Source organism: Adhaeribacter sp., from assembly GCF_057359045.1.
Genome location: NZ_JBMQUD010000022.1, coordinates 1 through 14186, shown reverse-complemented (window position 1 = coordinate 14186; position 14186 = coordinate 1). Strand labels below are relative to the sequence as shown.

Here is a 14186-nt window from a genome sequence, read left to right as displayed (position 1 = left end):
AACCAAGAGATAAATTTCTTTTAAAACTTTTACTCAATATTTTTAACCGGGCTCCGGCTTAAGTTATTTAGTTTGGATGCTGCTGAATATATTCTTTTAAATTCCGGCTTACTTTTTCCATGAGTAAAGTGCGGGCTTCGAGGCTGGCCCAGCCAATATGCGGCGTAAGAATTAACTTATCTTTTTGCTTTACCTGTAACAAAGGATTATCTTTTTTAATTGGTTCCGCCGAAAATACGTCAAATGCGGCTCCGGCCAATAAATCCTGATTCAAGGCTTCGGCCAAATCGGCTTCGTTTACAATGCCTCCCCTACCCACATTTACCAGCAGAGCAGTTGGCTTTAACCACTGCAATTTCTCGGCATTTAGCAAATTGGTAGTTTTGTCGGTTAAAGGAGCATGAATAGAAATTACGTCGGATGTGCGCAAAAACATCTCCAGTTCTAACCGCTGGTAAGGTTGGTCCTGGTCTTTACCGGATGCTGAATAATACACCACTTCGGCACCAAAGGCTACCGCAATAGCCGCAACTTGCCGACCAATATTACCCAAGCCCATTATACCAAAGCGCATACCTTTCAGTTCCCGAAAAGGACGATCTAAATGGGTAAATATATCGCTTTGGGTGTAGCCACCCTGTTTAACATAATTATCGTAATAAGCAACATGGTTTAGCAATTGCAACAGTAAGGCAAATGTAAGTTGCGCCACACTGTGGGTAGAATAATCAACGGCATTTTTTACCGGAATACCTTTGGCCGCCGCTGCTTCTTTATCAATATTGTTCGTGCCGGTGGCAGCTACTAAAATGAGTTTTAAGTTGGCCGCCGCCTGAATATTTTTCTGATCCAGCACCACTTTATTTGTAACTACTACCTCGGCATCAGCTATCCGTTCTAGGGTTTGCTGGGAAGTAGTGGTTTGGTAATAAACTACTTCGCCGTATTTTTCTAAAACATGCAGGTTGGGAATATCGCCCATGGTTTTAACATCCAGAAAAACAATTTTCATAGTTTTTGTATAAAGGTTTGAAATAAAAAAGACCGGCAATTACCGGCCTTAAACAAACATAACAAATGGGCTAAATTATTACAACATTACGACCGAAGGAGTTAGCCATTGGCTGACTTATTTGCCCGCAAAAGCCCGGTGCGCCGCAGCAAAGCATCCGGCGAAGGTTCTTTACCGCGGAAACGTTTGTACAACTGCATAGGTGGTTCGCTACCGCCCGCTGATAGAATATGTTTCCGGAATAAGGTAGATGTTTCTTTGTTAAACACGCCGGTTTCCTGGAAAAACTCAAAAGCATCGGCATCCAGCACTTCGGCCCACTTGTAGCTATAATACCCCGACGAATAACCGCCCTGGAAAATATGTGAAAAAGAATTGCTGATGCTGGTACCCGGTACTACGGGCAAGAGTTCGGTTTCCTGTAATACCTGGCCCTCAAAAGTATATACATCTTTAATCTGCTCGGGGACAGTAGTATGCCAGGCCATATCCAGTCGTGCCAAACCCACCTGCCGGACGGTGGCATAACCCGCCATAAAATTAGCGCTGTCTTTTATTCTTTGGATTAAATCAGTAGGCAACAATTCGCCGGTTTCGTAATGATGGGCAAACAAATCCAGGCATTCTTTCTCGTACGTCCAGTTTTCCATTACCTGCGATGGTAACTCCACAAAATCCCAAAAAACGTTGGTACCGGTTAAACTGCCATAAGTGCCATTGGCCAGCAAACCATGTAAAGCATGGCCAAACTCATGAAACAAAGTTCTTACTTCGTAAAAGGTAAGCAAAGAAGGTTTGGTGGGGGTGGGTTTGGTAAAATTGGTAACAATGGCAATGTGCGGCCTTTGTTCCTGGCCATTTTTCTTTTGCTGCCCCCGGAAAGAGGTCATCCAGGCACCGTTGCGTTTACCCGGCCGCGGAAAAAAATCGGCATAAAAAATACCCAGGTGCTCGCCCGTCTCTTCGGTTACTTCAAATACTTTAACATCCGGGTGGTAGGTATCAATTTCGGTATTGGGGGTAAACTGCAGCCCGTAAAGTTTATGCGCTACCTTAAATATGCCGTCAATTACGTTTTCGAGTTTAAAATATGGCTTCAATATTTCATCGTCGATGGTATATTTTTCTTTTTTAACTTTTTCAGAATAATAAGTTAAATCCCAGCGCTGCAAACCGGTAAGGCCATGGTGTTGCGCTGCATAATCTGCAATAACCCGGAGTTCTTCCTGGGCTACTGGTTTGGCATACACAATTAAATTATCTAAAAAATCAAAAACCTTTTGCGGCGTTTCGGCCATACGTTCCTGCAACACATAATGGGCGTGCGAATCAAAACCCAGCAATTTGGCGCGCTCAGCCCGTAAACGAACAATATCCAGAATTATCTGGGCATTGTCGTTTTCGTTGCCGTGGCACGCCCGCGAAGCATACGCTTTAAAAAGTTCTTCGCGGCGCGCCCGGTTCTCGGCATAGGTCATAAATGGCAAATAACTGGGCGCATGCAAGGTAAATACCCAAGCCTCCGGTATATCTTTTTCCTGGGCAGCTATAGCGGCAGCCTCTATTACACTATCCGGCAGCCCGGCCAGCTCATCCGGATTGGTAATGGTTAAGTGGTAATTGTTTGTATCGCTGAGTACGTGTTCGCCAAAAATTAACGACAATTGTCCCAGTTGCTGATCTATCTGCCGAAGCGTTTCTTTTTGTTCAGCCGGTAAATTAGCACCATTCCGGATAAAGCCTTTATAGATTTTGTCTAACAAGGTGCTTTGTTCAACGTTTAAGTTTAAATTTTCCCGGTTCTTGTAAACGGCTTTTACCCGCGCGAAAAGGTTTTCATCCAACATAATATCGTTGGCATAAGCCGTTAAAAGCGGCGATATTTCTTTCGCCATTTTTTGAATGTCGGGAGTAGTTTCGGCGGCATTTAAGTAAAAAAATATCCGACTAATGCGGTCTACCCCTTCCCCACTATGCTCCAGCGCTTCAATGGTATTGTTAAAATCTGGTGATTCGTTCCGGGAAATTATTTGGTCAATTTCAGCTTTGCCCGCTTTAATGGCTTCCTGTAATGCCGGAAGAAAATGCTCGGTTTTTATTAGGCTAAAAGGCACCGTATTAAACGGGGTATCAAATTCTTCCTGAGTAAGAATATTCATTTATAGTAAATATTAATAAATAAAGGGTTTAAAATAAAAGATGTACGTTTTAATTAAGGTTAAAGCTGCAAAATTTAACGGTTTTAAACCTTTTAAACGTAATTTCCGGGTTTAAGCTAACCTTCTGAATACCATTAATTTTAATTTAGGTTTATTCTAAATAACCAGCCAAGTATTTAACAACAAATTTATTCTTGTTTAGTTATTTATCTCTCAAAATTGACCTTACGGTTGCGGCGCAAAATTATAAGAAATACTTCCCAACTACTTTGCTGGCATAAAATTTGGTTTAATACAATCCGGTACATTTTACAGAAAGGCTGTAGCAATGTTTAGGATTTATTAGATGCCCTTACCACTATAAATCGTGTGCTTGGTTTAAAGTATTATATCCAGAATATCTAGGGCAGATTTAAATAGCACAACTTCAGAAAAACATAGAAACCAGTAGCTGTAACTTTAAAGTATAAGTTTAAATACTCTTACATTCCTGTAACAAACTTATTAAGCGATTAAAAGCTTAAAGTATATTTATGATTAAAAATATACTAATGAACTAATATATTTTTTACCCAATTCAGAACTTCATCTAGTCTTATAACATTTAAATTAAATTTCAGCTTTAAATGTTTAATTTTATCTATATAAAATATTGATTTAAAGCCATTTTAATTATATATAAAAAAATATATATAAATTATAGATATTTTTCGGTCTAAAATTTTGATATTAGAATTATTAAGTTTAGAATTGCATAGAAATTATATATATTTAAAAAAATATAAGAAGCGTATTACTTAGATGCAACTATTTAATAGTAACATCTGCTTTGGAGTGAAGCTAAATTTATAAATGAACATATATTAATATTTACATATAAATTTATAATCTTCAACTTTAATCCAGAATAGAACAATTTTTCTTTAACCGATAATATTTAATCTGCGTACAAAACTTAGCTGTAACTAAAACCTTAACCCTAATAAATTTTACCTTTATTTATATGAAAAAATATTTACTCGTATTCGCTTTATTTGCCCTTGCCACCTTCTCTGCGAGTGCGCAAACCATTTCTGACTCAGCCGACAAAAGAATTGCCCTGATTACCCGGGTAATGACCGCTGAACTGGGTTTAAATGAATCAGAATATATCCGGCTGAAAGCTTTGAACCGGGAAAGAATTGTTAAAGGCGACGAGATTTCGGAGTTTTACAGCAATAACCCCGAAATGAAAGCGAAAAAATTACAAGAACTGGAAGCTAATTTCGATAAAAAATTTAAAGCTATGCTGAGTCCCAGTCAATTAGCAGCTTACGCCGCTTTTAAACACGACCCGGAAACTGATTTAGCTTTGAAATCTGAAAATACCAAAACAGCTAATCAGGAAAAGTAATCCTTTTTAATTTAGCAAAACAGGAAAGGCAGCCTTAGGGCTGCCTTTCCTGTTTTGCATCCGCCTTACCCAGTTAATATTTTACTTTATTAAAAATGGTTTTCGCTACCTTTGTGGTGTTTAAGTAAAGGCATCTATGCAGGTAATAATAATTGGCAATGGTGTTACCGGCATTACTGCTGCCGTAACCATCCGTAAACTAAATCCTGCCTGCACTATTACCATTATTTCCGCCGAATCGGCGCATTTTTATTCCCGCACCGCCCTTATGTATTTGTACATGGGCCACATGACTTACCAAAATATTAAACCCTATGAAGATTGGTTTTGGTCAGAACAAAATATAATTCTGATTCAAGCCTTGGTAACGCAGATAAATTATAAACAACAGGAAGTCTTGCTGGCCAACGGCTCACGTTTGAATTATGATAAACTACTAATTGCCACGGGTTCGGTACCCAACCAGTTAGGTTTACCCAACGAACACCTGACCGGGGTACAAGGTTTTTACAGTTTAACCGATTTAGAAAATTTAGAATTGCAATCGGGTCAGGTTAAACGGGCGGTAGTAGTAGGCGGCGGCTTAATTGGCATTGAACTGGCCGAAATGTTACACAGCCGGTGTATTCCGGTTACTTACCTGGTGCGCGAAAAATATTACTGGCAAAGTGTTTTACCCGAGACCGAAGCAAAGCTAATTGAGGTGCATATCCGGGAGCATCACATCGATTTAAAATTAGAAACCCAGGTAACCGAAATAATACCTGATAACCAAGAAGGAATAAGTGCAGTTAAAACCAATGCCGGCGAAATGATTAATTGTGATCTCTTGCTGGTAGCCATTGGCGTTAAACCCAATATTCAGTTTTTAAAGAACAGTGATTTAGAAACTGACCGGGGGGTGCTGGTAAACCAGAATTTAGAAACTAACTTGCCCCATGTATATGCCGCCGGCGATTGTGCCCAGTTTCGGCAACCGTTGCCGGGCCGTAAAAATATAGAGCAGCTTTGGTATACTGGCCGGATGCAAGGCGAAACGGTGGCTTATACTATTTGCGGCCAGACAATACCTTACGCACCTGGTATTTGGTTTAATTCGGCTAAATTTTTTCAGGTTGAATACCAAACCTATGGCCACGTACCGCCGCAACCTGCCGATGACGAACAAAGCCTGGTTTGGCAGCACCCGAAAAGTAAAAAAATATTGCGCATTAATTATTTAAAGCAAAGCCAGGCGGTTACGGGTTTTAATGTATTGGGCATCCGGTTCCGTCACGATGTTTGTGCCCGCTGGATAAAAGAAAAGCAAAATATTCGTTACGTTCTGGCGCATTTGGCCGAAGCTAATTTTGACCCGGAATTTAGTAACCGGTACCAAAAAGAAATTATTAAGGAATTGAACCGGCAATTATCGGCCCTGGTTACGTAAGTATATTAAACGGATTAGGGTGCGTTTAAATATGATTATTATGAAGTTATCTAAATTATATAATTTTAAAGAAATGAATTCTTACCAGTTTATTGCCGTAACCGGTCTGGTAATGACTTTGGCCGCGCACCTTATATTATTGGTGCAAGCCAAAGAAATCAAATCTTTTGGGGCATTATACCTCTGCTGGTTGGTAGTATTTACCTTGGGCAGCATTGCCAATTTCCGGAGTAAACCCGGCGATGATCACCATCACCACCATCATCACTAAATTATGGCCCAACAAGACCAGAGCCTGGCTATCGGGTTAAATTACCACGACCAAACCGACGTGGTGCAGAAAACCGGGCTAACTTTATTTGCTCTCTCTCTACTGCTGCTTATTTTACCTGCTATACCGGTTAATAAATGGGTAGCTACCGGTATATTATGGAGTGGTATTGGTTTGGGTTTGGCCGGACTGCTGCTCTACTTTTGGCAAACTTACCGTAAATCGCAGCCGGGCGTACGCAACAATGGTATTTGGCTTCGGCATTCTACCTCGCGCGGCACCATTGCCTGGGTAACGGCGGTAGTTCTTACCGGTTTTTATATTTTATTGTACTGGTTCCCGTTTACCCTGGCGGGACAAATTCAAGCTTTAAACCCTTTCAGCCAGTGGCTCCGGGGCAAACCCGCCGACCATTGGTTTCTTTATGGCACTTTTTATACCCTGGCTATTTTAATTATGGGCATTAGGGCACTGCTAAAATACCGCCACAGCAATTACCAGGTCATCCGCACCTTTTCGGTAATGTTTTTTCAGTTGGGTTTGGCTTTTCTGGTGCCGTATATACTGCAAAAACTAAATGAGCCGGAGTTTTATTTTAGTTATTTCTGGCCCCTCAAGTACGATTATTTATTCCCGGGCACGGTTAGTTACCTGGTAAATGAGCCTGGCGCTTTGGGTGTTTTTATGGTGTTCTGGACGGCGGTAATCTCTTTAATTGGGGTACCGGTATTAACTTATCTTTTTGGTAAAAGGTGGTACTGCAGTTGGGTTTGTGGTTGCGGCGGCCTGGCCGAAACGGCCGGCGATCCTTACCGTCAATTATCCGATAAATCCAGGGCTGCGTGGCAATGGGAAGTGGCTATTATTTATCCGATATTCGGTTTTATCTTATTAACTACCCTCCTGCTTTGGATAAATTCCTTTATGGGTGGGGGTTTACTGGGTTCTTTATCGAATGGCTTTTCTCAAACCTATGGCTTTTTTATTGGGTCTATTTTTTCGGGTGTAATTGGCGTTGGCTTTTACCCCATAATGGGTAGCCGGGTTTGGTGTCGTTTTGGTTGCCCCATGGCAGCTTACCTGGGCTTGTTGCAAAAACATTTTTCTCGTTTCCGGATAACCACCAATGGTGGCCAGTGTATTTCCTGCGGTAACTGTTCTACTTATTGCGAAATGGGGATAGATGTACGCTGGTACGCGCAGCAAGGTCAGCCCATTATCCGGTCGTCGTGCGTGGGTTGCGGCATGTGCGCTACCGTGTGCCCGCGGGGCGTACTTAAGCTAGAAAACGGTCCCACAGCCGATCGCTATGTTCCTGCCAACTTAATTTCGCCGGAGAATGTTCGTATTCTGGATTAAGTAAAGCCATCTGTTTTATTACTCCGGCAAAAGCAAGGTTTGGGTTTGCTGACAAGCTGCTAAGCAATAAAACGACATTTTCATTTTAAAAGTCTAACAGTGCTTTGTGAAAAGCTTCGGTCGCTTCCAAATGCGGAATGTGGCCCACGTTGGGCAATGCTATCAATTTAGCGTTTTTAATAGCGGCGGCGGTTTTCTTGCCTAACTCCGGATATTGCCCGGCCCGGCTCAGCACGGTCTGATCTTTTATCAGCCCTTTGCCCACCACCGTACGATCGGCTTGCCCAATTAAGATTAACGTAGTAGCCTTTACTAACGGAAATTCATAAACCACCGGCTGCTGGTATATCATATCGTAGGTTTGCGCCGAAACCAAAGCAACTTGCTTATAATCCGGACTTTTAGTTTGGCCCGCCGGTACCTTTACGTATTCGTCGTAAGCGGGCTTCCAGGCAACGTAATACGTTTGGTGGTACTTCCGGATCGATTCGGGGCTGGTCTTGAGTTCGTTTTGGTAAGCCTGGGTTAAATTCTGAAAAGGTACCAGCGTGCGGTAATCTTCCAGGCCAATGGGGTTTTCTAAAACCAATTTCGGGAAAGTATTCGGGTACATCAACACCAACCGGGTAGCCAACATGCCGCCCATCGAATGCCCTACTACGGTAGCTTGCTTTACCTGAAGGGTATCGAGTAGCTTTTTGGTATTCTGCGCCAATAAATGAAAACTGTAGTGCAAAGAAGTTTTGCTCGATTTACCAAAACCTACCTGGTCCGGCACAATAACCCGAAAGCCATTCTGATTGAGAAACCGGATAGTATTTTGCCAGTAAGCCCCAAAGAAATTCTTACCGTGCAGCAAAACCACTACTGGTGCATTGGCACCACCTTTTGCTGGCGGCACATCCATATAAGCCATCCGGCCAGGTTTATCTTCCAGGGTTAAATTCAGGAACTTAACCGGGAACGGATAATCATAATTACTCAGAACGGCATCGTACACCGGCGTATTCTCCTGCGCCCGCGCCATTTCTGCCATAAATAAATTACCAGATAAAAGGAATACGGCAATCTGAAAACACAACTTCATTTGCAACCCTTGGTTTATATTAAATATTTATTCTGGCTAACCGACTTTAGTTGACATTTAGATAGCCTGGGACTTTATACGCAAGGCTGGTATGGCAAAGATGTGTGCTTTCAGATTTAAACGACTTAGATAATTGATTTGGGTTAATATATTTGCATCGGGCCTAAATAAAAAGTGGCTACCGGTAAATCAGTAGCCACTTATATTTAATTACGAGTTATTTATTCAATTATCAATTTCTTCGTTAAAGCGCTGTCGCCCTGAATTATTTTTAGAAAATAAACGCCCGGACTAGCACCCGATAAATTAATCTCGCGCTGGTAATCGCCGGCAAAATATTGGTAATCTTCCCGATGAATTTCCCGGCCTACCGGATCGTAAATTTTAATGGCCATATCGCCGGGCTGCGGCACCTTAAAGCTTAAGGTAAAGCGGCCTTGGTTAGGATTCGGGTAAAAGCGCAGGTTTTTGATTCTTAAATCTTCACTCAGGGTTAGGTTATTAGTCGGGATAGCTTTATTTAAAAGGGCGGTATCCTTTTTCTGAATATCGGTAATAATAATCTTACGTATTGCAATTAATCTATTTACTTTATTCGTGGCTCTTAGCGTATCTGGCTGGTCGGTTAGTACCCAGGCCGGATTAACCCGGTTAATCTGATTATTATTACCTCCCCCAGCATTGCCGGGCTGAATTTCTCTTAACACCACTGAATCTCGGATGATTACCTGTTCCCGAATATTGTCGTTTAAATTATGTACTATAACTCTTAAAGAATCCGGCAATCTATTTAACGAACGCAGTACCCGGTGTTCTAAAATCATACGTAACGAATCCGGGGCTAATTTTAAACTATCGCCCAGGTTTAAAATTCTGATTTCTTTTTCCAGCAGCGGCAGGCCCGGTACAGCTTTAAGCACATCGGTGTTTTTTAAATTACCTCCGGTAATAATTACGGGCGACATTTCGCGTAAAATATTCTGTAGTTCGCCGGGCTGTGCTTTAAGCTTTTCCAGATCCGTAGCCAGAATGGTTGTATCCAGAAGATGCCTCTTCCCATTTTCCTCTTTCAGAATGCTCATCCGGTACTTATTGGTGTTACCGGTGGGGTCTTTTTGCTGCGCCTTTACGCCCGAAATGGTTAAAAATAAACCCAGGAGTAAACCCAGAATTTTCAAATTTTTAAAGTAATTTAGGTAGTTGACCGTTTTCATGTTGCGCTCCTTTCTTTAATTCAGTTTAATAAAACAAAGTTAAAGTCTAATCTGGCGAAGAGGCGTTAAGAGGTTGTTAAAGAAGGTTAAGGAAAAGTTAAAGTTTAGCAAAAAGTTACTCTAAACCTTAAATTTGTTAAGTGAACAAGCACCTGATATCGGCCATTATAACGCTCATGACGCTCTCGTTACTGGGCATTATTTGCTTCCAGTATTTCTGGATTAGCCATGCCCTGAAATTAAAAGAAGCGCAGTTCGACCGACAGGTTAATGATGCCTTACAAAAGGTAGTTCAGAAAATTGATACCCGCGAAGCCGTAGATGTAATCACGGAGAAACTTAACACCGTTAAACTGGTGCAAAACCATATGCCGCTGCCCGATTCTATTAAACCAGCCGTACTACGGGTTAATAAAAATATACCGCAAAAATTTAAGCGTAAACCTGCCCGACCCGCAGATAGAAATATTAGTCTTAAAGAAAAACAACTGGTTGCGCCCGCCTCTTTAAACGCTCCTTTTCGGGATCAGCAAATTTTTGATACGACTACCCTGCACGGGCTGATCCGGCTCCAAACCTTGGTAGATACTATTCGGTTACAGGAACACGTAAATGATTATTTGCTTTATGTTAATACAGATAGCAGTAAAAGCACTGCTATTCCCCCGGACAGTTTGCGCCAAAAAGTTTGGCCCCGCTTTCAAAAAAACCGCCCAGCCATAATTAAGGAAATTCTGCGGCCCCGTGTTTCTTCCGATTCGGGTACATCTCCCTCCAATTATAAAATAATAACCCGACAAATAATTTTAGAAAAACAAACCAGAACTCTGGAAAATATTTTTCAGCCCGGCCCCCAAAAGCTAAATAGCCCAGGTGCACCGGGCAGGGCAAACGCAATAGTGCTTGGCTTGGATAGGTTAAACCCCGAAGCATTGAGAAAAATATTGGTACCGGCACCAATGAAGCAGAACGAAGCCAATCGCAATATTTTGGGCAAAAACCCGGAAAGTTTGCAACCAGCTACAGTAGCCGCCCCAACAACTTTACCCATTGCCGAGCAGAAGAAAAAAGTATCGGCTAAAACGAAACAACTAACCGAGGTGGTGCAGCAAATGGCCGTAGATTACGTCCGGATTAATTTACCGGTAGAAAAACGCTTACCCAAAGCCCAGCTCGATTCAATTGTTAAAAGCGAATTAAACCAGGCCGGTATTTATTTACCATTTGAGTACGCAGTTTTACAAGGCCAGCAAGCCGGCTTAACCCCGGTCCGCTCGGTTAATTTTAAAACTACTGCCCCATCTCCTAAATACCAGGTCCGTTTATTCCCGAACGATATTTATGCCAATTATAATTATTTAACAATACATTTTCCTAAGCGCAACGCTTATCTCTTTCATGCTTTTCGTTACCAGATGGGCTTTTCGGCTTTATTTACCTTTATTATTTTAACCACTTTTGGGATAACCATGCACACCATCCTGAAACAGAAAAAGATATCCGAAATAAAGAACGATTTTATTAATAACATGACGCACGAGTTTAAAACGCCTTTGGCTACTATTTCGCTCGCCGCCGATGCCATTGCCAACCCTAAAATTATTCAGAACCCAGAGCGGATAAAACAATATGCGGGTATTATTCGCGACGAAAACAAGCGTATGCATAAACAGGTAGAAGAGGTATTGCAAATGGCTTTACTGGATAAACAAGAGCTAAAACTTAACCTGCGGCCAATTTGCTTACACGCCATAATTCTGCAGGCCATCCAGAACATGCAGCTATTACTCGAAACCAAAGCCGGGCGCATTCACATTTATTTAGATACTGCTAAACCCCAAGTATTAGGCGACGAAGCACATTTAGGCAACGTAATCGCCAACCTTCTCGATAATGCCATTAAATATTCGCCGGAGGCTCCCGTAATAACCGTTAGTACTACTGTTGTCGGTTCATCGGTCATACTTTCTGTTACCGACCAAGGAATGGGCATGAGCCGCGATGATCAAAATCGTATTTTTGATAAATTTTACCGCGTAAGCACCGGTAATTTACACCCAGTTAAAGGGTTTGGTTTGGGCTTGCCCTATGTAAAAGCCATTGTTCTGGCGCATAAAGGCCACATTAAAGTTAAAAGCGAACCAGGTAAAGGCAGCACCTTCGAAATAATTTTACCTACTTTAAAGTAAATGTAAAATGGCCGCATCTAACGTGATAAAACTATTGCTCGTGGAAGACGATCCTAACTTTGGCGCCATCCTGAAAGATTACCTGGAGTTGCACGACTACGGCGTTACTTTGTGCACCGATGGGGAAAAAGGCTGGAAAGCTTATTTGGGGCAAAAGTTTGCGGCTTGTATTCTGGATGTGATGATGCCGGTAAAGGATGGTTTTACCTTGGCCCGCGAAATAAAGAAAATGGACAGTAACATACCGCTTATTTTCCTGACGGCCAAGTCCCAGAAAAACGATATAGTAGAAGGATTTAAGATTGGCGCCGATGATTATATTACTAAACCCTTCGACTCGGAAGTGCTGCTTTATAAAATAAAAGCTATTTTAAAAAGAAATCCGGAAACTGAGGTTAATTCAGCGGCAAACCGGTTTTATATGATTGGCCACTACCATTTTGATTATAAACTTAGATGCCTGCGCTTAGGAAGCCAGGAGCAAAAACTTTCGCCGAAAGAAGCCGAGCTGCTGCAACTGCTCTGCCTGAATCTGAACGATGTACTCCCCCGCGACATAACCCTAAAAAAATTGTGGGGCGATGATAATTATTTTACTACCCGCAGCATGGATGTTTTTATTGCCAAACTGCGCAAATATTTAAAAGACGATCCGCAGGTAGAAATTAATAATATTCATGGCAATGGTTTCCGGTTAGTGGTTAATAGTTAAAGCTTTATAGCTACTATATTAAATTAAGCCTTTGCTCTCCAGAAACGCTGAATGCATCTTCCTTTTGGGTCAACTCGAGCTGGCGCAAATTTAGCGAAGCGTAACTTGTGCCTGGTTATAAGGGCCAGTTAAAAACTGGCCGGAAGTTAGAAACTTCCTCTTATAAGTTCCTATTAGCTAACATGAGTGAACATGAATTACAAGCCAGCTTCTCTTTCAAATAACCTTCCTGGTAATTCTTTCTTAACTTTTCTTTGAAAAACAAGTACACCGGAACTGCTACTGTCACTCTTCTACGCAGCCGCTTAGGCAATAAATTCTTCTTTAACCTTTAGAGAAGTACGGGCAACGGCGTAATATTTGTTTGTACACAAAATCATTAAGGATTTATTTTAACTTTTCGGTCAGATAATAGTTTTCCTTTAGAAAGAGAGATATTTTACTTACTTTTTGGGTAGTATGCTCCGGCTTTTACCAACGGCAAATAAAATATTATTACGCATCTTTGCCGGCTAAATTAATTTTCATGCCGCTTATAAATGTTATTATACCTGCCTATAACGAAGAAAAATCGATTAGCAAAGTTATTGCGGATGTACCGGCCGGCCTGGTTGATGAAATAATTGTGGTAAATAACAACTCCACTGATAATACGTTTGCGGTAGCGCAATTGGCAGGAGCCACGGTTTTGCAGGAGCCGCGGCAAGGCTACGGGCAAGCCTGCCTCACGGGCATCGCCCATGCGCTAAACAAACCTGCCCACCAGGTCCCCGCAATAATTGTTTTTCTGGACGGCGATTACTCTGATTATCCAGCGGAAATGCCTTTGTTAGTAGAACCTATTTTGCAAAATAAAGCCGATTTGGTAATTGGGTCGCGGGTACTAGGCCGCCGGGAAAAAGGCGCTATGTTGCCCCAGCAAATATTTGGCAATTGGCTAGCCACTACTTTACTCAAAATTTTGTACGGCACCCGCTTTACAGATCTGGGCCCATTCCGCGCCATCCGGACAGATAAATTGCAGCAGTTAAACATGCAGGATAAAAATTACGGCTGGACGGTCGAAATGCAATTAAAAGCGGCCAAATTAAATTTAAAAAGCGTAGAAGTGCCGGTATCATACCGTAAAAGAATTGGGTTTTCTAAAATATCGGGCACGGTAAAAGGCACCTTGCTGGCAGGTTATAAAATTATTCTTACTATTATTAGATATTTGTAGTTTAACCCCTGCCATGAAAAGCCTGGAAATATTTATTTTGGTGGTATACGGCTTGTGCCTGGCTTTTATTTTTTTATATAGCCTGGTACAATTGCAACTGGTCTGGCTTTACCTCCGGCGAAAACCCAAAAGTTTTCCTGTT

11 protein-coding genes are annotated in these 14186 nt (G+C 41.7%); 7 read left to right on the top strand and 4 right to left on the bottom strand.

From position 1 onward, the window contains the following. Positions 1-67: 67 nt before the first annotated feature. Complete coding sequence (locus ACO1R6_RS03870) at positions 68-1012, bottom strand: D-2-hydroxyacid dehydrogenase (protein WP_486262337.1); 945 nt, start codon at positions 1010-1012, stop codon at positions 68-70. A 101-nt stretch (positions 1013-1113) separates the two neighbouring features. Next, the gene (locus tag ACO1R6_RS03865; protein WP_486262336.1) at positions 1114-3171 is read right to left on the bottom strand and encodes a M3 family metallopeptidase; all 2058 of its coding nucleotides are present in this window, start codon (positions 3169-3171) and stop codon (positions 1114-1116) included. Between the two features lie 1003 nt (positions 3172-4174). Here ACO1R6_RS03865 and ACO1R6_RS03860 point away from each other — a divergent pair. From ACO1R6_RS03860 to ACO1R6_RS03845, 4 genes are all read left to right on the top strand, one after another. Continuing rightward, positions 4175-4564, top strand: a complete 390-nt coding sequence (locus ACO1R6_RS03860; RefSeq protein WP_486262334.1) for a hypothetical protein — start codon at positions 4175-4177, stop codon at positions 4562-4564. 136 nt (positions 4565-4700) lie between these two features. Continuing rightward, entirely contained in the window at positions 4701-5993 is a 1293-nt protein-coding gene (locus ACO1R6_RS03855) for an NAD(P)/FAD-dependent oxidoreductase (protein ID WP_486262332.1), read from the top strand. Positions 5994-6033: 40 nt separating this feature from the next. Then, positions 6034-6264 carry a hypothetical protein gene (locus ACO1R6_RS03850; protein WP_486262331.1) on the top strand — a complete coding sequence of 77 codons (231 nt, stop codon included), beginning with the start codon at positions 6034-6036 and terminating at the stop codon, positions 6262-6264. Positions 6265-6267: 3 nt separating this feature from the next. After that, positions 6268-7623: a 4Fe-4S binding protein gene (locus ACO1R6_RS03845; protein ID WP_486262329.1), complete on the top strand. Its 1356-nt coding sequence runs from the start codon at positions 6268-6270 to the stop codon at positions 7621-7623. A gap of 85 nt (positions 7624-7708) precedes the next feature. Here ACO1R6_RS03845 and ACO1R6_RS03840 read toward each other — a convergent pair whose 3' ends face one another. Both ACO1R6_RS03840 and ACO1R6_RS03835 read right to left on the bottom strand, forming a co-directional pair. Continuing rightward, positions 7709-8710 carry an alpha/beta fold hydrolase gene (locus ACO1R6_RS03840; RefSeq protein ID WP_486262328.1) on the bottom strand — a complete coding sequence of 334 codons (1002 nt, stop codon included), beginning with the start codon at positions 8708-8710 and terminating at the stop codon, positions 7709-7711. 221 nt (positions 8711-8931) lie between these two features. Continuing rightward, a complete protein-coding gene (locus ACO1R6_RS03835) occupies positions 8932-9924 on the bottom strand; it encodes a T9SS type A sorting domain-containing protein (protein WP_486262327.1) in 993 nt (330 codons plus the stop codon). Between the two features lie 140 nt (positions 9925-10064). Between ACO1R6_RS03835 and ACO1R6_RS03830 the strand changes: the two genes are divergently transcribed. The 3 genes from ACO1R6_RS03830 (at position 10065) to ACO1R6_RS03820 (ending at position 14044) form a co-directional block, all read left to right on the top strand. Next, the gene (locus ACO1R6_RS03830) at positions 10065-12113 is read left to right on the top strand and encodes a sensor histidine kinase (protein WP_486262326.1); all 2049 of its coding nucleotides are present in this window, start codon (positions 10065-10067) and stop codon (positions 12111-12113) included. Between the two features lie 7 nt (positions 12114-12120). Continuing rightward, positions 12121-12825 (top strand): response regulator transcription factor, encoded by a 705-nt coding sequence (locus tag ACO1R6_RS03825; RefSeq protein WP_486262324.1) that lies wholly within the window; start codon positions 12121-12123, stop codon positions 12823-12825. A gap of 526 nt (positions 12826-13351) precedes the next feature. After that, complete coding sequence (locus ACO1R6_RS03820; protein ID WP_486262322.1) at positions 13352-14044, top strand: glycosyltransferase family 2 protein; 693 nt, start codon at positions 13352-13354, stop codon at positions 14042-14044. Positions 14045-14186: the final 142 nt, after the last annotated feature.

Coding starts and splice junctions, on each gene's coding strand:
- ACO1R6_RS03845 (WP_486262329.1), top strand. CDS start 6,268: ATGGCCCAACAAGACCAGAGCCTGGCTATCGGGTTAAATTACCACGAC.
- ACO1R6_RS03835 (WP_486262327.1), bottom strand. CDS start 9,924: ATGAAAACGGTCAACTACCTAAATTACTTTAAAAATTTGAAAATTCTG.
- ACO1R6_RS03860 (WP_486262334.1), top strand. CDS start 4,175: ATGAAAAAATATTTACTCGTATTCGCTTTATTTGCCCTTGCCACCTTC.
- ACO1R6_RS03865 (WP_486262336.1), bottom strand. CDS start 3,171: ATGAATATTCTTACTCAGGAAGAATTTGATACCCCGTTTAATACGGTG.
- ACO1R6_RS03825 (WP_486262324.1), top strand. CDS start 12,121: ATGGCCGCATCTAACGTGATAAAACTATTGCTCGTGGAAGACGATCCT.
- ACO1R6_RS03820 (WP_486262322.1), top strand. CDS start 13,352: ATGCCGCTTATAAATGTTATTATACCTGCCTATAACGAAGAAAAATCG.
- ACO1R6_RS03870 (WP_486262337.1), bottom strand. CDS start 1,012: ATGAAAATTGTTTTTCTGGATGTTAAAACCATGGGCGATATTCCCAAC.
- ACO1R6_RS03850 (WP_486262331.1), top strand. CDS start 6,034: ATGAAGTTATCTAAATTATATAATTTTAAAGAAATGAATTCTTACCAG.
- ACO1R6_RS03840 (WP_486262328.1), bottom strand. CDS start 8,710: ATGAAGTTGTGTTTTCAGATTGCCGTATTCCTTTTATCTGGTAATTTA.
- ACO1R6_RS03855 (WP_486262332.1), top strand. CDS start 4,701: ATGCAGGTAATAATAATTGGCAATGGTGTTACCGGCATTACTGCTGCC.